We start from the raw sequence: 18,655 nt of genomic DNA, 5'->3' as shown, positions 1-18,655 counted from the left end.
TTAATCCACTGCAATGGCCAAACTGGCCGGCACTTTGCCCCGGTGCCAGTGTTCGCAGCCCCAGCGCAAGATAGCTTGCACCGAGCCCTGGAGCAAATGCTCCGGTGGCGCTTGACCCAAAAATTGCAGCGCACGCACCAAGTTCGCTGCGGCTGCACTGTTATCCAATGCGGCTGCGTGATTTTGTTTACTGAGCTTTTGCCCATCTTGTTTGCTCGCCACGGGCAGATGGCCGTATGCCGGTGGCTCGGCACCCATCAGCCGCAATAGCAGTGCCTGGCGCACGGCGCTGTCTAATAAATCAGAGCCGCGCACCACATGGTTTACCCCCTGGGCCAAGTCGTCTACCACCACTGCCAACTGATAGGCCACCAAACCGTCTTTGCGCCAGAGCACAAAATCATCCTGGGGGGCCTGCAACAACTGCGACTGCCGCCCTTGGATAAGATCTTCAAATTGGTAGGAGAAAGACCGGCTTTTGAGCTTAATAGCCGCCGGAGTGCGCGACGTAGGAGGTTGGCTCAGGCATTGCCCATCGTAACCGTTGGGCAGAGAACGTAGACGTTGCCGGCTGCAACTGCACGCATAGGTGTGCCTTTGGGCGGAAAGTTCGGCCAGGGCAGCTTTGTAGTGTGCCGTGCGTTGTGACTGCAACAATATCTCACCGTCCCAGTCTAAACCATGGGCCACCAGGGCATTGAGGATTGCGTCCCTAGCACCGGGAATTTCCCGTGGCGGATCAATATCTTCCACCCGCACCAGCCAACGACCGGCGCAGGATTTAGCATCCAGGTAGCTGGCCAAAGCAGCCACAAGCGAACCAAAATGCAGGGGTCCGGTGGGCGATGGCGCGAAGCGCCCAACATAGTTAGAGGCTGAAGCAGTCATGCAGGCCGCCTAAACACAACGTTGAGATGCCAACAGGCAAAGGATGGAAGCTATATTGGGTAGAAGCAGTATATAAAGAAGGAAGAGTGCATGCCCAGCCGCAAGCAGTGCGGCTGGGTGCGGGAGAAAGCACATTAACCGCCGACTTGTTTCTCGCGAATCTCAGCCAGGGTTTTGCAATCAACACACAGGGTAGCCGTTGGACGAGCCTCTAGTCGGCGAACGCCAATCTCGACCCCACAGGTGTCACAGAATCCGTAGTCGCCTGCTTCGATCAGCTCCAATGTGGAGTCGATCTTTTTAATCAACTTGCGCTCTCGGTCTCGAGTACGCAACTCAAGGCTAAATTCTTCTTCCTGGCTGGCACGGTCGGCCGGGTCAGGAAAATTGGCCGCTTCGTCTTTCAAGTGGGACATGGTACGGCCTGCTTCTTCCATCAACTCAGACTTCCAAGCCAATAACAATTGGCGGAAGTGCTCCTGTTGATCGGAGTTCATATATTCCTCACCGGGCTTCTCCTGGTACGGCTCAATACCGTGGGAGGAAATCTTGTCTGCGGCGGTTGAATTTGGCATGGTTGCTACGCCTCGCTAGTCGAAAACACAGGCCCATTAACATGCGGCCTAAACTCTTTTTTTCAAGTCCAGATTTTTAGAGCAAGGGAACCTACCAGAAACCTCTGACCAGTGCTAGCAGTTTTTCCCAAATGACACAGGGGTAACGCTAAATTGTTACCATACGCCACTTTTAACGACGAATTGCGCCCTATTTCGGCGCTAAAGAATGCAATTTATTATGAAAATTTCTCCTAAGCTTGAGCGAGGAATCTTATTAAAACGATACAAAAGATTCCTCGCCGATATAAAAACATCCAGTGGTGAAGTGATCACCGTGCACTGCCCTAACACTGGCTCCATGCGGCATTGCCTAGTGCCAAACTCTCCTTGTTGGTATTCACTATCTGATAACCCAAAACGCAAATATCCCAATACGTTAGAACTGGTAACCGCCGAAGGAAATTACCGCGCTGGCATCAATACGGGTAGAGCTAACCACTTGGTCAAAGAAGCAATAATCAACGGCACTATTAAGGAGCTGGCGCATTATCAACTGATAAAACCTGAAGCCGTGTGCGGTATTGATAATAGCCGAATCGACTTTTTACTGAGCGAGAGTGACGCTGATAGCCGGGAGTGCTTTGTTGAAGTGAAAAACGTCACGTTGATGGAGGCTCCCGGCGAGGGGTATTTTCCCGATTCTGTCAGTGATCGCGGAGCAAAACATTTACGCGCTCTGAGTGAACTGGTTAATCAAGGTAAACGTGCCGTGCTTCTATTTTGCGTGCAGCACGCAGGCATAGAAACCGTGAGCCCTGCCGACCATATCGACCCGCTTTATGGTGAGTTACTGCGCAAAGCCGCCGCAGATGGCGTGGAAATTTTGGCGTACCAAGCGCGCTTAACCGTTTCCAACATTGCGCTCAATAGGCCACTACCGGTTGTGTACTAACCGCTGTGCACTATCCGTTGTGTTCTATCCGTTGTGTACTGTCCGTTGTGTACTGTCCGTTGTGTACAAGGCAATGTCGCCACCCTCTGCCTAAGCAGAAGTTCCAATGAAATTTAAAACCAAGTTGTGATGGTTTGGTTATTCACTTGTGAATAATACCAGTGAATAACTTTTTAATATTGCTCCAGATACTTAAGTGTTGAGCCTTTTACCGCTAACCGGTTACTCGCCGTTTACTGCACTTAAGTATATCGCCAAAAGTTTCGACTTTTGCCAACGCGCTGACTAAAAATACTGGAGCAAACCATGTCTATTCTTTCTCGTAAATTGCCGCATATAGCCGCAACCGGTGCCCTTCTAATGGCCGCCTCTAGCCTGACCTACGCAGCAGAAAAAACCTATAAAGTCACCATCACCAACATCACAAAATCCATCGCCTTCACCCCCTTTATTGCCGCCACTCACAATAAGGCCACGGATTTTTACTCGGTGGGCGAGCCCGCCTCTGAAGAGTTGGCGGCACTGGCCGAAGGTGGCGATGTCGTGCCACTGATGGACACTCTGCTGGTCAACCATCGGGTCAACGATATCGAAACCACCGAAGGCCTGCTGCAGCCTGGCAACAGTGTCTCGTTCACCATTACCACGGCACCTGGCGCGCGCTTTTTTAGCACCGCGGCAATGTTGTTGCCAACCAACGATACCTTTGTAGGCTTGGATACCGTGCGCTTACCATTGCGCGGCAAAGCAACCTTTTATGCCCACGCTTACGATGCCGGTAGCGAAATGAACGATGAATTGTGTATTAGCATTCCTGGGCCAACCTGCGGTGGCGAGGGTGTCTCCGCCGGTGAAGATGACGAAGGCTATGTTTACCCAAGCCCTGGTATTCACGGTGAAGGCGATTTATCCACGGCAACCTATAACTGGCAGGGGCCGGTAGCTAAAGTAACCATTAAAACCGTTCATCAGCGTTATAAGTAATTACTACTACTCAGGGGGCAGCCTTAAAGCCCGCCGCCAAACACAAAAAACCCGCGCGAGGCGCGGGTTTTTTGGCGGTAGTTTAGCTCGGTGAGCCAAGCGCGGATTACAAAGAGCCCAAGCTTTGGCTGCAGTCGGGTTGGCTGGTAAAGGTTTGTGTCACATCCACCAAGCCCATATGTTTCATGGTGCGGCGGCCGATTAACATGCCGTACTTTTTGTCCTCGCGATCGCTCAGGGTGAACTGCTCGCGCAACAACCGGTCGCCAATGCAAATATCAAGAAACACCACCACTCGGTTATCGACACCACCGGCACCGGAGATTTTCACCTTTCGATGAAACGGGCGCTCTAGGGTTTTGGTCACCGGCTCTTCGGTATTGCTGTCTTCCAGTTTAACGGTGAAACGCACCCACTTTTCGTCATCTTTCAAAAAACGTTCTACATCAGTAGCGTGGATCGACGATGTCAAAGCACCGGTATCCATCTTTACCTTAGCAGTAACACCAATACCGGGCATGGATGCTTTCTCAATCCAACCGAATACCTCTTGTTTTGCCGACGCGCTGGCCGACAACAACAGTGCCGCTGTACACAACAATGGTTTTCGCAACCACAATACAAACATCGTTACCTCCGATAAAGAGTCTCAGTCCCAAACCGGTAAATCTGCCGATTCGCGGGAGCGAAATAAAAGAGCTGACCTCTTTATTTCTCGCCAATTCGAAAAGCGCGCGATCATATCAGGCATTTACCCTGTAAAGCTTGGACAAAGCCGCACTTTGAGCATTTGCTTTTCGGCTATAGGTAAAAACTAAGCAATTTAAAAACCAACTTATGAAATGTCACCTACCGGCTGATATAAGCCAAGATATGGCACCAAATATAGGATATCAACCCTTCCAACTCGGCCAAATTGTGTTGGTGTGTCAAAAGATGGTCACACTACTTATATACGCGCTTACTTTTGGCGCGCGAGTGCAGAATGTAGGATAGAACGTGGAGAGGAACGTAGGTATTTACGTCAGTATGGAAAGCCATTACTTGCCTAGTGCCTCGCGAGACCTGGTTAAACCCTCGTGCGACTACAAAAGCCGCGCTACAAGAACTTTGAAAATTAGCCTGATCTAAAGCTCCGGTCTAAACAGACAACACGTTATGGTAAGTAAGCCTGAGCAGTACCAAGCGAAGAACGGATAACCTCAGGGGCTATGGGGAAGCACCGCCGCCGGTTTGACTCTCAACGGCCATGACTCTTAAATGAGCCTTGGCCATTGCAAGTTTTGCTAAGCTAAAAAATGTAAGCCGGTTGTCTTGAACTCAAGTCTTCGCTTATGCCGATTTCACCGGCTGGGCGTCCATATCAACCATGGAGGGGAAAAACTCATTTCGATAGTACTGAAGGGCTGGCATGCCGATCTCAGAAACGCCTTCGCGTACGGAGTAGTAATCAATCAACCGGTCAGAATCCGATAAGTACTCCCCAGGATGGTACTCGACCATTGGATAGGCAGGCGACTTACCGGTGGCCTTGGCCAGAAATACATTCATCTCTTCAAACTCGGCTTCGAGCTCCGGGTTACAGCGAATGATCTTAAAATTTTTAAGGATGCCCGACTCAGCTAAAAATAAATAAAACTTAAACGAGTTTGGACAAGTGGTTTTTAAATAAACGTTGGGTTTGAATGCCTTTACCATTACTTCCTACCGAGGGTGTTAGGTTGGTTTATCAAGAATGACTTTTGGTCGCTACTGAATCCCTGTACCTAGGCCATCGCTGTCTTCTGCAACTTAGCCGTTAGTGTGTGCTAAACCGATGAATCCATGCTGAATGTTTAATATCAAAATCAGCTATTGGATAACTGCGTCACAAGCACCGATAAATAATCTACCGCCCGGGCCGGGAAAGTCTCCTGCTGTGTTTAACGCCGCACTCAGCCGCGTAATCAGCAGTAACAAAGCAAAGCTTAAGCCAGGATCTTTACCAGCCAGAACTAATGCCGCAGTGCAATACTGTAATTGTGGTCTATGCTCTCCACTTCCGCCACTGCAAAAACCGAAGTTTTTTCGCCAGAGGACAACCGGCCAAACCGAGGCACAAACGGCACTGATTACTAGTTTGCGCCGCCATCACCGCGTCGCGTTATTGATCGCCTTAAATACCCTAACTTTAATCCAACAAAATACCCTCGGTTGTAAACAATTTGTAAATGAGTAGTACCAAACCTGGCTTGCAGTTGCACCTTCTATAGGAGTGTTGGGCTGCCCCCGGTTGTCTCAGTGCCTCAGCGGTTGGCCGCCGATTATTGAGCATTACAAGATGCCAACACTATTAGCCAATTTGTATTCCTACCCTGCGCTAGTTAGCTGTCTAACCCAGTCCACAATAGGTCCTTAAGAGAACCGTCACGGGGCATTCTTTAATTACCTTTTGGCGATTTTCCTGCGACTCACTTTGTACCCCTGTCTTCGTCTGGCACAGCCCTTGCCATAAACCATTAGCAAATTAATCAAAACGCCCAGAATACGGGCCAAAGGCCGCTAAATCACAGTCTTATCAGCTGTAACCTTTGCAGACCTTTGTACAAACTACATTTCGTTGGAGAGAACCGTGGCGGAAAACAATCGCAAGCCTACAACCACAGATGCCGGCATCCCAGTAGCCAGTGACGAACATTCTTTAACCGTTGGACAAGATGGCCCTATCGTTTTACACGACCATTATCTTATTGAGCAGATGGCGAACTTTAACCGCGAACGCATTGCGGAGCGCCAACCCCATGCCAAAGGCAGTGGCGCATTTGGCCATTTTGAAGTTACCCACGACGTTAGCCGCTATACCAAAGCTGCGGTGTTCCAGCCCAATACGAAAACCGATGTGCTGATGCGCTTTTCTACCGTGGCCGGTGAGCGCGGCAGCCCTGACACCTGGCGCGACCCGCGTGGCTTCTCCGTGAAGTTTTATTCCAGCGAGGGCAACTTCGACCTAGTGGGCAATAACACCCCGGTATTTTTTATCCGCGATCCACTGAAGTTTCAGCACTTCATCCGCTCGCAAAAACGTCGAGCCGACAACAACCTGCGCGACCACGATATGCAGTGGGACTTCTGGACGCTATCTCCCGAGTCAGCCCATCAGGTAACCTGGTTAATGGGCGACCGCGGTATTCCGAAAACCTGGCGCCACATGAACGGTTACTCCAGCCATACCTATATGTGGGTAAATGCTGAAGGCGAGCGCTTCTGGGTGAAATACCACTTCAAGTGCGACCAGGGCATTGAGTGCTTCACCCAGGATGACGCCGACAAAATGGCCGGCCGAGATGCCGACTACCACACCCGCGATCTATTTAACGCGATTGATGAGGGCAACCATCCGAGCTGGACACTTAAGATGCAGGTTATGCCCTACGAGGACGCCAAAACCTATCGCATCAATCCGTTCGATTTAACCAAAGTATGGCCCCACGAGGACTACCCTCTGATTGAAGTCGGCAAACTGACGTTGAATCTCAATCCCACCGATCACCACACTGAAATTGAACAAGCTGCCTTTGAGCCCAACAACATGGTGCCAGGCACCGGCCCAAGCCCAGATAAAATGCTGCTGGGCCGCATGTTTGCCTACGCCGATGCGCACCGTGCGCGTTTGGGTGTGAACTACAAGCAGATCCCAGTAAACGCGCCGCAATGCCCTTTCCACAGTTACAGCAAAGACGGCGCCATGCGTGTCAACAAAGTAGCTGACCCTGTTTACGCTCCCAACAGTAAGGGTGGACCCCAGGCCGACCCTGAGCGTTACCCGGAATCGGCGGTTTGGTCTGCCGACGGCAGCATGGTACGAGCCGCCTACAGCGAAAGGCCCGATGACGACGACTACAGCCAAGCGCGGGTGCTCATCAACGAAGTCATGGACGAACAAGCACGCCATCGCTTAGTCAACAACGTGGTAGGGCATTTGTGCGATGGCGTATCCAAACCGGTATTAGAGCGTGCTTTTAAGTATTGGAAGCGCATCGATATTAACGTTGGCGAACGTATTGAGGCCGGCGTAAAGAGTGAACTAGACATGTAAATCACATAACAAAGCAAAACCCCGAGTGGAGGTAACATTATGAACGACTTAATGGGACGCAAAATTGCCGTACTGGCCACCGATGGCTTTGAGCAGTGCGAACTGGAAGAGCCAATACAGGCCTTCCAAACCCACGGAGCGGAAACCGTTATCATTTCGTTGAAAGATGACGACATCCAAGGGTTTAATCATCAATCGCCCGCCGACATGTTCCACGTAGACGAGACGGTAGCCACTGCCCGCGCCGATGAATACGACGCATTGCTACTGCCCGGCGGCGTACACAACCCGGATAGCCTGCGAGCTAACCCAGAGGCGGTTAAGTTTGTGCAGAGCTTTTTTAGCCAGCAAAAGCCGGTGGCGGCAATTTGCCACGGCCCGTGGATGCTGGTGGAAGCCGATGTGGTAAAAGGCCGAACATTAACATCGTTCAACAGTGTTAAAACCGACATTATTAATGCCGGCGGCAATTGGGTGGACGAACCCGTGGTGGTGGACGGTGGACTTATTACCAGCCGTACGCCCGACGATTTGGATGCCTTTTGCCGCGCAATCATTGACGAAATTTTGTCGGCCAAGCAACTGCGTTACACCGCTTGATGTAAAGAACTAAGCCTACACAGTGACAGCTTACCACCCGCCTTCATTTATGTGCGCGGGTGGTTAACCTCTTGGCTCCCACTCTAGCTTTCACCCAAGCTCTCACCAGAGCCCTGACAGTGGCCCTACCCTCAAAAACCACCCCCAGCAAGAGATTCTCTTCTATGATAAACACTAAATTAAAACAGGCTTCTATTTACCTGATGATCAGCCTGCTACTGGGCGCAAGCCTTGTAAGTAACCACACCAACGCAGCCATGGTTGGAACCGACAGTTACTTGGCGGCTGCCCAAACTGAATATGACCGCGAGGCATTGTTAACCCTGATCCAAACCGACGATATAAAACAACAATTGGAACGCTATGGCGTGTCCGCTGCCGATGCCGAACAGCGCGTTAATGCCATGACCCACTCAGAATTGCTGGCGTTTAATGATGCGCTGCAAAGTGGGCCCGCAGGCGAAGGCCTTTTAGGTACCCTGTTGGTCGTATTCGTGGTGTTTGTGATCACTGATATGTTATGTGCCACGGACCTGTTCAGTTTTGTAAACTGCATCAACAAATAGAGACGCTTTCACCAAACAGAACCACTGTTTATGCCAACCTCCTTAAAATGCGCTTATGCGGCAACGGCAGACCTGCCGTTACACGGCGCCAAACGCACGCCAAGCCGAGTTATTGCAACCGCAAGCCGGTTAGCCATTACCGCCGCGCTGCTGATGCTGGCCGCCTGCGCCCGGCTGCCTTCTGTACAACAACAGCCTTCTATACAACAGCAGCCTTGGCCGCTCGATGAGAACCTGCCACGCCAGCATCGCATTGCCGAGCTGCCGTTTTTCCCGCAGACGGAAAACCAATGTGGCCCGGCGGCTCTAGCCACGGTGCTGAACTATCGGGGCCAACCGGTAACACCGAAAGCGCTGGCAAAAACGGTGTTTGTGCCCAAACGCGGCGGCTCATTGCAGATAGAGTTAGTGGCCCAAGCACGTCGAACCGGGCAATTGGCTTACACGCTGCCGAATAACTTCGCCAGTTTGCTGGCGGAGGTTACTCAAAACAATCCCGTGTTGGTAATGCAAAACCTTCGTTTTAGCTGGTGGCCTAAATGGCACTACGCGGTGGTAAAGGGCTACGACCTAGATCGCGAACTCATTGTATTAAACTCCGGCAAAACCGAAGACTATACAATGCCGGCTGCGTTATTCGAAAAAACCTGGGCCCGCGCCAAGCGCTGGGGCCTGGTTGTGTTGCATCCATCGCAGCTACCGGCCAGCGCCGAGCCACTACCCTTGATAAAAGCCATTAACGATTTAGAGCAAGTCGGCCACCTGGAAGCGGCGGAGCAAGGCTACCAAGCAGCCCTCGCCCGCTGGCCCGATGAGGAAATGGCGTTGTTCGGCATGGCCAATTTTTACCACGTGCAGGGCAATTACCCGGAGGCTAACCAGTTGTACCAACGGTTGATAAACCAGAACCCAAACTTTAGCCAGGGCTGGAATAACTATGCCTATTTATTACTGGCCGCGCAGTGCTCTACCCAAGCGACCCAGGCCGCCACCTGCGCCGTAAGCTTGGATTCCAACAACGACAATTACCGAGCTACATTAAAAGAGGTTAGCCTGGACGCAGAGCGAGCCGCTCTTGACGAAGAAATCCCCTATGTGGAGACTAGCCAACCAATCAACTGCCCAACACTGACTTGTCCTTTATAAGCTGGCCCCACAACTATGCGCGTGTTTGCATTATCGGATCTCCACACCGACTACCCAGAGAACAAACGCTGGCTTACTAAAATGTCCCACTGGGACTACCAAGATGATTGGCTGTTGTTAGCCGGTGATATCAGCGACCGCCTAGCCCTACTGGAGCATTGCTTTGCCACTGTGACACGCAATTTTGCCAAAGTGTTGTTTGTGCCAGGCAACCACGATTTATGGGTAAAACGCGAACCCTATGCCACCTCCATCGACAAATATCACGCGGTGCTGGCACTGGCCAAAGCGCATGGTATAGAACACCAACAACTGCACAGCGAACGCGTTAGCTGTATTGCCGTTCACGGTTGGTACGACTATTCCTTCGGCCAACCCTCTGAGCAACTTAAAGCTGCCTGGGTAGACTACCGCGCCTGCCGCTGGCCGGAGGGTTACACTGAACAAACCATTTGCGATTATTTTCTGGCCCAAAATGCGGTCCCGGCTGAGACCGACGAAAAAAAGCCAAAACACACGGTGATTACCTGCTCCCACTTTTTACCGCGTATTGATGTTATGCCGGATTTTATTCCCCACAAACATCGCATTGTGTACCCGGTGTTAGGCTCCCTTAAAATCGATATGGCATTGCGTAGATACAACCCATCCATCCACGTGTACGGCCACAGCCACGTTAATGTGGATACCACCATCGCTGGAGTACGCTACTTAAACAATGCCTTTGCCTACCCGCAAGAAAAACGCATTGCACGCAAACGGTTGAAGTGTATTTATCGGGGATAATTCGTTTTTCTGCAGCAGTGGCGGCCCTTATAACATGATATTTACTCGCTGACACTTCACCAGGCCGAGTATTAATACCTACATATTAATACCTACAAAAGACGCGGATTAACCCAACCAATCAGCGCTTGGCTAACCAAGACAATAGAGCCTGTCATAGCGCTCGGTTGCCCTCTTCCCCCCTACTCTTACGTCTGTTTTCAAAAACGCTTGATACCTTCAATATTGACGATGTTTTAAAGTACCTGTGACTTCACTCACACTTCAACCCAGTTCGCACATGCTACCCTTCTGCGGTTGCTGTCTCACTGGTTTTAAAGAGGCTCTAAATCAAAGGTGCTTAAATGGAATTACACTTTTACCCCGGACAGAAAGTCCTCGTTCTACAAAAAGGAATAACCGTGCTAGGCCGTTACGAGGCATGGGGCGGCCCGTCCACTATTAGCGATGACCCCTCCATGCCAGAAGAGCCAACTTGGCCAGGTTCCTATGTGATTGAAAGAGCTGAAAAGTACAGAACACCGACGTGGCCTTGGTCGCAGATAAAATGGGGGACTAAGTTGCAGGATAAACCAGATCTGAATGATGTATGGTATCAATTAAGTTCGGGCGCATGGGGGTCTGTAAAAAAGGATTTTAATATTACCCGAGAACATATTCGCCGATCTTATCTTAACCTCTATCGGGTCGATGTAGTGCCAAACAGCTGGGTTTTTAACGATTTTGGCCCCGTGGCGATCCGTTGGTTTAAAGATACCAATGGCGACCGTACTTTAAATGACGATGAACGGTTATCGGGCCAAATGTTTCATACCACACCCGAAAACGAGGCCCAACACTCCCGTTCAGACCCCATCAGGCTTTCCCATTCCCACGGATGCATCCATTTAAAACCATCCGATCGCGAGATAATATTCACCAGAGGCGGATTCGAGCCCGGCACGCCATTTATTGTCCACAAGTATCATGAACGCTACCAGGCCGGGGCTGACCAATGAAAAGACGTTCAAGAAGAAAGATCTCTATCGCGAAATACGCCTCGCCATTGGCGAAAGCAATTGCATTAACCTTCTGGATTACTAGCTGCGCGGCTCAACCCAGCAAGAACAGCGAACAAAGTTCACCACCAAATTACGGAACCTACGAAATAAAAGATGGCCACATCATTACGAGCGATGGCAACAAAGCAGATCTCGGATTAGACGCGATAGAACAGGTTCAAGAAAAAGATGGAGAGTTATTCATAAAAGGAACCACCATTGACAATCAAAGCATAAATCACCCAAAAGTTGTCTGGTTTGACTTATCGTCCAAGCAACAGAAAACCACTGAGTTTTATGAGCTGCTCGCGGAGTTCTTTCTTATGGACAACCAAGTACATTTACTCACGGAAGAAGGTAGTGTTTTTCGCTGGGCAGAGAAAAGCTGGGAAATAGGCGCTTTTAGTGTGAAACCGCAAGCACGAATTATAGCCACAGACCCGGTTGTGGCCTGTGTACCTTCGTCATCGTTTAAGGCCAATTTCACCACTGGCTACTGTTACTCAAATGCTTGGCGGGTTTTCGTCAATTGGTATGATATTAGACCCAAACAATGTGGCGACGCTATGGTTGCCATCGATAAACTGGTCAAAGGCACTCAACTTAAAGTATTTAACCTATTAAGCGGTAGAATCACTTCTGCTCGAGTAATTTCGCAGATGCCACCGCGCGATATCGATCTGTGCCAAATGGCTAAACAACAGTGATATCACACTAGTCCTGTTTTGATCTGAGGTCATTTCACAACTAACGTTAGAACTCCGGCAACCCAAGTTTGGTGGCCTCGTCAGGGTGGATTTCTCGGAGTATGTCCTGGCTTCTCACTATTGCCACCCCCTCTTTGGTGGCAATATAGAACGCAAATTTATCTTCCGTTATGACCTCGCCAACCGGCAAGTGATGTTCAAAGCGACTTACCTCGATATTATTAACGAGAAAATACCGCTTACTAATTACTGCGATTACACCCCACCGCCCAAACCCTTTGATAAGGGTTACTATTTCTTCGTGGGAATGCACCCAGGATAAAACGCGCTCGGAAGCTGTGAGCACTGGCCACTCAATACCCGGCCCCTGCCGCCTTGCCTTACGATAGTAATGCGGAAAATTATCCAGCAAGGACGTTAGCATCTCTTTTGCCGTAAGCTTGGCTTTGAGCATATACATATCCCAACTTTCTAGCCTGTCGATGTTAAGCCTTTTTTGAATAATTATATCGCCCTCGTCTAAGCTTTCGGATATTTTGTGGAAAGTAACGCCCGCAGCATTTTGGTGGAGCAGACTGATCCAAGCCGCGGCATCAGCGCCACGCCCTACCGGCAATAAGGAAGGATGGATATTAACTGAGGAAACGGTATTGAAATCGAACTCAATTTTTTTGCAGTAACCGGCGCAAATAATACAGTCTATTTTATTTTTACGGACAAAATCACTTAGCCATTTGTGATCGATATTCCTGTTGTGGACTTTAATCCCTAATCGTTGGGCCATATCCTTAAGCCCTTTAAAATACTCACTAGGGCCTGCCACAAACACCCCTGCCACAACGTGACCACGCCGAACAATCACATCGAAACAGTCTTTAAAAAAATCGTCACCGAAGTAGGCAATTTTCACATTCAAACCCCACACACCCGGCCAGCAGCGCGAGTGATATCTAGAGAGGATGCTACCCACAACATAGGGCCAAACCGGAACACCTAGAGCGCAATAAAGGGCAAAACGGTTGGCAGGGTATCAACGACACCCGGCGAAAAACTGATCAGTTATGCCACAATTCTATTTAACGTAGTTGAATTTGTTTATTTATCAAGCAAACCTTATAAAATATCAACAATTAAGTAAATTATCGTGCCAACGGGTTACCCCAGGCTGGAAATAGATGAAATAAAACAGAAAATACGAAGCAGAAAGTACCACCCCATGCGAGGGAAACACTCACACTTCGGATTAAAAAATCCGCCCCGTGGTGAGCAGGGCGTTCTCAAAAGCAAAGAGAAGAAGACAAAGAGAGATAGGAATTAAAAAAAGCCGATGCCAAACACCGGCCGAAGAAGAACTGGATCAAACTATAGAAAGCTATACAAACTTACCGCTAACGGTGCCTAAATCCTGGTAGCGCACCACAAAGCTATCGCCTTTGTTTACCTGTACCGCAGCGGTAATGGCGCCGATCATAATAAAGGTACCGGCTGGGATTTCTTCACCCCGCTCGCCCAGCATATTGGCCAGCATGGCCACGGATGACGCCGGGTGGCCCAGCACCGCAGCGCCCGCCCCCAGCTGCACTACTTCGCCGTTAACCTCCATCACCACACCCAGGGTTTTAAGATCTAATTTGCTAACAGGCTTGGCGTTACCGCCGGCGATAAATCGGCTGGACGAGGAGTTATCGGCAATAACGCTTTTTAAATCGAATTTAAAATCCTTGTAGCGCGAATCGATAACCTCAACCGCAGGCATAACAAAGTCGGTGGCCCGCAGCACATCACCGATATGAATCCCCGGGCCTTTTAGGGGCGCTTTGGTGACAAAGGCCAATTCCGCCTCGATTTTAGGGTGAATCAATTCATCGTGCTTGATTTCGCCGCCATCGGGGATGGCAAAATAGTCGGCCAGAAAGCCATAACATGGGACTTCTACCCCCATTTGGGCCATCTTCGCCCAGGATGTTAACCCCATTTTCATACCGACGATTTTATTGCCGCGCTCTTGCTTGCGACGGCGGATTTCCCACTGGATATCGAAGGCATCCTCGTAGGTCATATGGGGGAAGTCGTTGGTAATTTTTGTGACTTCGTAGGCTTCTAATTCTGCCTTTTCTAGGTGTTCTGCCAGTTGGCTGACTTCTTGTTTGGTTAATTCACCCATGGGTTGCCTCCCGCGCTTTGGCCATGGTTAGGGCTAAGTCTTCAATCATATCTTCCTGACCACCCACGGTACCGCGGCGGCCCAGTTCTACTAAAATATCCCGCGCTGGGATGCCGTATTTTTGCTCCGCCCGCTTGGCAAATAGTAAAAACGAGCTGTACACACCGGCGTAACCCAGCGTTAGGGCATCGCGGTCAACGCGAATGGGTTGATCCATCATGGGTGTTACTCGGTCTTCGGCCACATCCATAATTTTGTAGAGATCAATACCGTGGTCGGCACCCATGCGTTCCAACACTGCCACCAACACCTCCAGTGGCGTGTTGCCAGCGCCGGCGCCAAGGCCGGCCACGGAACCGTCGATGCGATCGGCTCCGGCTTCCATGGCTGCTAGGGAGTTGGCAATGGCCATCCCCATATTGTGGTGGCCGTGGAAACCAATCTCGGTCCCTGGGTTTAATTCGGCCCTTAATAGGCCGACTTTTTCGGTGACTTCATCCGGCAGCATAAAGCCGGCTGAATCGGTGCAGTAAATACAGTTGGCGCCGTAGCTTTCCATAAGCTTGGCTTGCTCTAGTAATTTCTTAGCGGAAATCATATGGGCCATCATTAAAAAGCCCACGGTGTCCATTTCCATTTTGGCGGCCATGCCGATGTGCTGCTCAGAGACATCGGCCTCGGTGCAGTGAGTGGCCACTCGAATACAGGCCACGCCGTTGGCCTGGGCCATTTTTAGGTGATCCACCGTGCCGATACCCGGCAACAGCAAAGCCGAAACCCGCGCGTTTTTAAGCTTGGGGATTACGGCCTTAAAATACGCTTCATCGGTGTGGGCGGGGAAACCGTAATTTAAGGACGAACCACCGAGGCCGTCGCCGTGGGTTACTTCAATTAATGGAATACCTGCTTCATCCAAACCCATGGCAATGAATTGCATTTGCTCAATGGAGATTTGATGGCGCTTGGCGTGCATACCATCACGCAGGCTCATGTCGTGCAATTTGACTTTTATACCGGTTAAATCCATGGCGGTTATCCTCGGGCTGGCAATTGAATGGCGCCGTTGGCAATTTCTTCGGCAAACATTTCTGCGGTGCGCAGAGCGGCGGCGGTCATAATATCCAGGTTGCCGGAGTACTTAGGCAGAAAATCACCCAGGCCTTCCACTTCCATAAACACGGAGACTTTATTGCCGTCGAACACCGGGCCATTGACCAAGCGGTAACCGGGCACGTATTTTTGTACCTGCTCCACCATGGCGTGGACCGACTCGGTAATGGCGACTTGGTCGGGCTTACCGGCGCACAGGCAGTGCACGGTATCGCGCATAATTAAAGGCGGCTCGGCTGGGTTGATGATAATAATGGCTTTGCCCTGCTTGGCCCCACCGACTTTTTCGATGGCGCTGGCGGTGGTGCGGGTAAACTCATCGATATTTTGCCGCGTACCCGGCCCTACGGATTTGGACGATACCGTGGCGACGATCTCGGCGTAATCTACGGCCTGCACCTGGGATACTGCGGCGACGATTGGAATGGTCGCTTGGCCACCGCAGGTAACCATATTTACGTTCATCTCCAGTTGTTTGGCGTGCTGAACGAGATTCACCGGCGGCACGCAATAAGGGCCAATGGCCGCTGGTGTTAAATCCACCATAATTACGCCAAGGTCATTCAGCTTTTGGCTGTTCTCGGCGTGCACATAGGCGGAGGTGGCATCAAAGGCGATGCGGATATCGTCTTCAGCGACTTTTGCCAACATGCCATCCACACCCGTGGCCGACGTTTTTATGCCCATCTCTTGCGCCCGGCTAAGGCCCGCGGACTGCGGATCGATACCCACCATCCACACCGGCTGAACCCACTCAGAGCGTTGCATTTTCATTAACAAATCGGTTCCGATATTGCCCGGGCCGATGATCACTGCGTTTAATTTTTTGCTCATCTGCAACCTTTGCTGTTAAACGAATTTAACCGATGCTTGACCAATCCCGCCAATAGAAACACTCATAAAGTCACCGGCCTGGACGGGCTCCAACGGCACTAACGAGCCAGACAAAATCACCTCACCGGCTTTTAATGGAATACCAAACTGGCCCAAGGTGTTGGCCAACCAAGCCACACAATTGACCGGGCTACCCAGGGCTGCTGCACCGGCACCGGTGGACAGCAACTGGCCGTTTTTCTCCACCACCATGCCACAGGTGGATAAATCCACTTTGGTGGGGCTGATGGCGGTATCGCCCAACACAAACAAGCCGCAAGAAGCGTTGTCTGCCACGGTATCTTGAATTTTGATTTTCCAATCCTCGATACGGGAATCGACTATTTCAAAACACGGAATAACGCAATCGGTGGCGGCGATGACATCGGCATTGGTAATGCCCGGGCCGATTAGGTCTTTCTTCAAAATAAAGGCGATTTCACCTTCGGCTTTGGGTTGAATTAACTTTTCACTGATGGGCATTTCCTGCCCCTGGCTGAAGGCCATATCATCCGTTAAATAGCCAAAATCTGGCTGATGTACATTGAGAAAATCCTGCACCGCTTTTGAGGTAACGCCAATCTTTTTACCAATTACCTTAGCACCGGCGGCAATGCGCTTTTCCAGCATCGCCAGTGATATATGGTAGGCATCCTCGATGGTGATATCGCTGTAACGATCGGTAAAAGGCTGCACAGTTGTTCGCTCTACCATGGCTTGGTAAAGCTCAGCACCGCACTGTTGAATTAATTGCTGATCCATAAATATTCCTTAAGTCAAAACAGACAGAAACCGCTCGTTGAGCACTCGGTCGTGGTAAAAAATAGCTTTACCTAAATCTTCTGCTTTCCACGTAATGGGCTCGTGGTCTGGGTAGTAGTAATCGCCTCCACAGAACACCTCACAGCGATTGCCCGACGGATCAAAGAAATAAATCGTCTGTCCGTGGGTTAGCCCGTGACGAGTGGGGCCAATGTCAATATTGGTGTCGGTCATGGAGATTAAATCCGCCGCTTTTAATACCGACTCCCAGCTTTCTAAAAAGTACGAGGTGTGATGCAGCTTGGCTTTTTCCGGGCACTCAATAAAAGCGATATCGTGGGCTTTCATACCCACACTCATAAAGGAGCCTATTTTGTTACCATCCGGGTCTACCACCTGCTCCGCCAGGCCAAAGCCCAACACATCGCAAAATAATTGGGTGCAGGCCTCCACGTTAGGACCATACAGCAAGGTGTGATCAAAGCGCGTGCATTGCATACCCTGCAAACCCCGGGGCCAGGCCTCCGGGTTAACGTTACTTACGCCCCATTTTCCGGTTTGTTCTTTATCGGCAAACAGTTCAAATAAGTGGCCGGAGGGCGCTACAAACTGTACTCTTCTACCACAGCCTTTTAGCTCTTCGGCGGCCACGGTTTCGGTCGCGCAACCATAGGCATTTAAGTTGGCTTCTAGCTTGTTTAAGGTTTGCTCGTCCAGCACCTTGAAGGCCAAAAAATCCATACCCGGCTCATCGGCTTTGCGTAGCACCACGGAGAATTTATCGACTTCGGTCCAGCCTTTTAAATACACCCGGCCCTGGTCATCGCGGTCGGTTTCTATTAGGCCCATTAAATCCGTGTAGTGAGTAACGGCCTCTTCGATATCCAACACTCGGATTTGCACGTGACCAGGACGCATAACGCCATGTTTCATGGTTGTTGCCTCTTATTATTATCTGCCTGTAAGGGGGCCTGGGCGGGCGTGTCAAACACAGCGGAACAACTCACAACAGCCCAGGCATTATTGGCAAAATGGTCTTACGATAACGGCCATCAGTCCAATATCATCTTATGCCCCAGTACATACCTTTAAAGTATGGCAACTTGGATTTTCTATACCCTCGCCTTCGAGGAAAGCGGCGCTTTAACACTGTAAACTACTGGCTTTTGGACGTTAAGCGACCCTCCTAGCAAATACCAGTTGGCAGGGATCTCATCGCTGCCTTTAACGATATCCACGCCTTCGCGCGCAACTTGAATTGGAAAAGAGATTGATTGGTGGTAAATCACCGAGACAAACACCACCATATTTGAACGGCATCAGTGAACCAAACTCTGAGCTGTTTTTTGTTTGCCTTGGGCCTGACTGTGAGTAGAGATAGGGTGAGTACGAAAATTACGGATAGAATAATGACACTGCAAAGATGCAAAACCAAGGGCCCATGT

19 protein-coding genes are annotated in these 18,655 nt (G+C 50.3%); 9 read left to right on the top strand and 10 right to left on the bottom strand.

Annotated features, from left to right (window positions below; genetic code table 11):
* Together gluQRS and dksA are read right to left on the bottom strand one after the other, a co-directional pair.
* Positions 1-888: a tRNA glutamyl-Q(34) synthetase GluQRS gene (gene gluQRS, locus ACGHM3_RS06275; RefSeq protein WP_345427311.1), complete on the bottom strand. Its 888-nt coding sequence runs from the start codon at positions 886-888 to the stop codon at positions 1-3.
* Between the two features lie 134 nt (positions 889-1,022).
* The gene (gene dksA, locus ACGHM3_RS06270) at positions 1,023-1,463 is read right to left on the bottom strand and encodes an RNA polymerase-binding protein DksA (protein ID WP_345427309.1); all 441 of its coding nucleotides are present in this window, start codon (positions 1,461-1,463) and stop codon (positions 1,023-1,025) included.
* A gap of 220 nt (positions 1,464-1,683) precedes the next feature.
* Here dksA and sfsA point away from each other — a divergent pair, with 220 nt between their 5' ends.
* Both sfsA and ACGHM3_RS06260 read left to right on the top strand, forming a co-directional pair.
* Complete coding sequence (sfsA, locus tag ACGHM3_RS06265; RefSeq protein WP_345427307.1) at positions 1,684-2,397, top strand: DNA/RNA nuclease SfsA; 714 nt, start codon at positions 1,684-1,686, stop codon at positions 2,395-2,397.
* 306 nt (positions 2,398-2,703) lie between these two features.
* The gene (locus ACGHM3_RS06260; protein ID WP_345427305.1) at positions 2,704-3,381 is read left to right on the top strand and encodes a spondin domain-containing protein; all 678 of its coding nucleotides are present in this window, start codon (positions 2,704-2,706) and stop codon (positions 3,379-3,381) included.
* 106 nt (positions 3,382-3,487) lie between these two features.
* Here the strand turns inward: ACGHM3_RS06260 and ACGHM3_RS06255 are convergent, their stop codons facing one another.
* Both ACGHM3_RS06255 and ACGHM3_RS06250 read right to left on the bottom strand, forming a co-directional pair.
* Complete coding sequence (locus ACGHM3_RS06255) at positions 3,488-4,009, bottom strand: ATP-dependent zinc protease (RefSeq protein ID WP_345427303.1); 522 nt, start codon at positions 4,007-4,009, stop codon at positions 3,488-3,490.
* A 704-nt stretch (positions 4,010-4,713) separates the two neighbouring features.
* Entirely contained in the window at positions 4,714-5,079 is a 366-nt protein-coding gene (locus ACGHM3_RS06250; protein WP_345427301.1) for a hypothetical protein, read from the bottom strand.
* Between the two features lie 913 nt (positions 5,080-5,992).
* On the opposite strand from ACGHM3_RS06250, the gene ACGHM3_RS06245 reads away from it, so the two are divergent.
* The 7 genes from ACGHM3_RS06245 (at position 5,993) to ACGHM3_RS06215 (ending at position 12,301) form a co-directional block, all read left to right on the top strand.
* Positions 5,993-7,456: a catalase gene (locus ACGHM3_RS06245; RefSeq protein WP_345427299.1), complete on the top strand. Its 1,464-nt coding sequence runs from the start codon at positions 5,993-5,995 to the stop codon at positions 7,454-7,456.
* A gap of 39 nt (positions 7,457-7,495) precedes the next feature.
* On the top strand, positions 7,496-8,056 hold the full coding sequence (locus ACGHM3_RS06240; RefSeq protein WP_345427297.1) for a type 1 glutamine amidotransferase domain-containing protein: 561 nt from the start codon (positions 7,496-7,498) through the stop codon (positions 8,054-8,056).
* 164 nt (positions 8,057-8,220) lie between these two features.
* Positions 8,221-8,622 (top strand): PA2779 family protein, encoded by a 402-nt coding sequence (locus ACGHM3_RS06235; RefSeq protein WP_345427295.1) that lies wholly within the window; start codon positions 8,221-8,223, stop codon positions 8,620-8,622.
* 30 nt (positions 8,623-8,652) lie between these two features.
* The gene (locus ACGHM3_RS06230) at positions 8,653-9,768 is read left to right on the top strand and encodes a PA2778 family cysteine peptidase (RefSeq protein ID WP_345427293.1); all 1,116 of its coding nucleotides are present in this window, start codon (positions 8,653-8,655) and stop codon (positions 9,766-9,768) included.
* A 15-nt stretch (positions 9,769-9,783) separates the two neighbouring features.
* Positions 9,784-10,554 carry a metallophosphoesterase gene (locus ACGHM3_RS06225; protein WP_345427291.1) on the top strand — a complete coding sequence of 257 codons (771 nt, stop codon included), beginning with the start codon at positions 9,784-9,786 and terminating at the stop codon, positions 10,552-10,554.
* A gap of 344 nt (positions 10,555-10,898) precedes the next feature.
* Positions 10,899-11,552, top strand: a complete 654-nt coding sequence (locus ACGHM3_RS06220) for a L,D-transpeptidase family protein (protein WP_345427289.1) — start codon at positions 10,899-10,901, stop codon at positions 11,550-11,552.
* Positions 11,549-12,301 carry a hypothetical protein gene (locus ACGHM3_RS06215; protein ID WP_345427287.1) on the top strand — a complete coding sequence of 251 codons (753 nt, stop codon included), beginning with the start codon at positions 11,549-11,551 and terminating at the stop codon, positions 12,299-12,301. Before ACGHM3_RS06220 ends, ACGHM3_RS06215 begins: the two co-directional genes overlap by 4 nt.
* A 46-nt stretch (positions 12,302-12,347) precedes the next feature.
* Here the strand turns inward: ACGHM3_RS06215 and ACGHM3_RS06210 are convergent, their stop codons facing one another.
* The 6 genes from ACGHM3_RS06210 to ACGHM3_RS06185 all read right to left on the bottom strand — a co-directional run bounded on the left by ACGHM3_RS06210 (position 12,348) and on the right by ACGHM3_RS06185 (position 18,143).
* Complete coding sequence (locus ACGHM3_RS06210) at positions 12,348-13,211, bottom strand: formyltransferase family protein (RefSeq protein ID WP_345427285.1); 864 nt, start codon at positions 13,209-13,211, stop codon at positions 12,348-12,350.
* 462 nt (positions 13,212-13,673) lie between these two features.
* Positions 13,674-14,465 (bottom strand): 2-oxo-3-hexenedioate decarboxylase, encoded by a 792-nt coding sequence (dmpH, locus tag ACGHM3_RS06205; protein WP_345427283.1) that lies wholly within the window; start codon positions 14,463-14,465, stop codon positions 13,674-13,676.
* Positions 14,458-15,492, bottom strand: coding sequence for a 4-hydroxy-2-oxovalerate aldolase (gene dmpG, locus ACGHM3_RS06200; RefSeq protein ID WP_345427281.1), 1,035 nt, complete (start codon positions 15,490-15,492; stop codon positions 14,458-14,460). Before dmpG ends, dmpH begins: the two co-directional genes overlap by 8 nt.
* 5 nt (positions 15,493-15,497) lie before the next feature.
* On the bottom strand, positions 15,498-16,409 hold the full coding sequence (locus tag ACGHM3_RS06195) for an acetaldehyde dehydrogenase (acetylating) (RefSeq protein WP_345427278.1): 912 nt from the start codon (positions 16,407-16,409) through the stop codon (positions 15,498-15,500).
* A gap of 15 nt (positions 16,410-16,424) precedes the next feature.
* Positions 16,425-17,210: a 2-oxopent-4-enoate hydratase gene (dmpE, locus tag ACGHM3_RS06190; protein ID WP_345427276.1), complete on the bottom strand. Its 786-nt coding sequence runs from the start codon at positions 17,208-17,210 to the stop codon at positions 16,425-16,427.
* 9 nt (positions 17,211-17,219) lie between these two features.
* Positions 17,220-18,143, bottom strand: coding sequence for a catechol 2,3-dioxygenase (locus ACGHM3_RS06185; RefSeq protein ID WP_345427274.1), 924 nt, complete (start codon positions 18,141-18,143; stop codon positions 17,220-17,222).
* Positions 18,144-18,655: the final 512 nt, after the last annotated feature.

It is taken from the genome of Halioxenophilus aromaticivorans, assembly GCF_042850945.1.
In the GTDB taxonomy this organism is placed as follows: Bacteria; Pseudomonadota; Gammaproteobacteria; order Pseudomonadales; family Cellvibrionaceae; genus Halioxenophilus; species Halioxenophilus aromaticivorans.
The sequence above is the reverse complement of the archived record's forward strand: the minus strand, read 5'-3'. Positions and strand labels throughout refer to the sequence as shown.

Excerpts from the sequence above, each read along its gene's own strand:
- ACGHM3_RS06220 (WP_345427289.1), top strand. The coding sequence starts at position 10,899 with ATGGAATTACACTTTTACCCCGGACAGAAAGTCCTCGTTCTACAAAAA.
- ACGHM3_RS06235 (WP_345427295.1), top strand. The coding sequence starts at position 8,221 with ATGATAAACACTAAATTAAAACAGGCTTCTATTTACCTGATGATCAGC.
- dksA (WP_345427309.1), bottom strand. The coding sequence starts at position 1,463 with ATGCCAAATTCAACCGCCGCAGACAAGATTTCCTCCCACGGTATTGAG.
- ACGHM3_RS06185 (WP_345427274.1), bottom strand. The coding sequence starts at position 18,143 with ATGAAACATGGCGTTATGCGTCCTGGTCACGTGCAAATCCGAGTGTTG.
- dmpH (WP_345427283.1), bottom strand. The coding sequence starts at position 14,465 with ATGGGTGAATTAACCAAACAAGAAGTCAGCCAACTGGCAGAACACCTA.
- ACGHM3_RS06260 (WP_345427305.1), top strand. The coding sequence starts at position 2,704 with ATGTCTATTCTTTCTCGTAAATTGCCGCATATAGCCGCAACCGGTGCC.
- ACGHM3_RS06240 (WP_345427297.1), top strand. The coding sequence starts at position 7,496 with ATGAACGACTTAATGGGACGCAAAATTGCCGTACTGGCCACCGATGGC.
- ACGHM3_RS06225 (WP_345427291.1), top strand. The coding sequence starts at position 9,784 with ATGCGCGTGTTTGCATTATCGGATCTCCACACCGACTACCCAGAGAAC.
- ACGHM3_RS06195 (WP_345427278.1), bottom strand. The coding sequence starts at position 16,409 with ATGAGCAAAAAATTAAACGCAGTGATCATCGGCCCGGGCAATATCGGA.
- ACGHM3_RS06250 (WP_345427301.1), bottom strand. The coding sequence starts at position 5,079 with ATGGTAAAGGCATTCAAACCCAACGTTTATTTAAAAACCACTTGTCCA.
- sfsA (WP_345427307.1), top strand. The coding sequence starts at position 1,684 with ATGAAAATTTCTCCTAAGCTTGAGCGAGGAATCTTATTAAAACGATAC.
- dmpG (WP_345427281.1), bottom strand. The coding sequence starts at position 15,492 with ATGGATTTAACCGGTATAAAAGTCAAATTGCACGACATGAGCCTGCGT.
- ACGHM3_RS06230 (WP_345427293.1), top strand. The coding sequence starts at position 8,653 with ATGCCAACCTCCTTAAAATGCGCTTATGCGGCAACGGCAGACCTGCCG.
- ACGHM3_RS06215 (WP_345427287.1), top strand. The coding sequence starts at position 11,549 with ATGAAAAGACGTTCAAGAAGAAAGATCTCTATCGCGAAATACGCCTCG.
- gluQRS (WP_345427311.1), bottom strand. The coding sequence starts at position 888 with ATGACTGCTTCAGCCTCTAACTATGTTGGGCGCTTCGCGCCATCGCCC.
- ACGHM3_RS06255 (WP_345427303.1), bottom strand. The coding sequence starts at position 4,009 with ATGTTTGTATTGTGGTTGCGAAAACCATTGTTGTGTACAGCGGCACTG.
- dmpE (WP_345427276.1), bottom strand. The coding sequence starts at position 17,210 with ATGGATCAGCAATTAATTCAACAGTGCGGTGCTGAGCTTTACCAAGCC.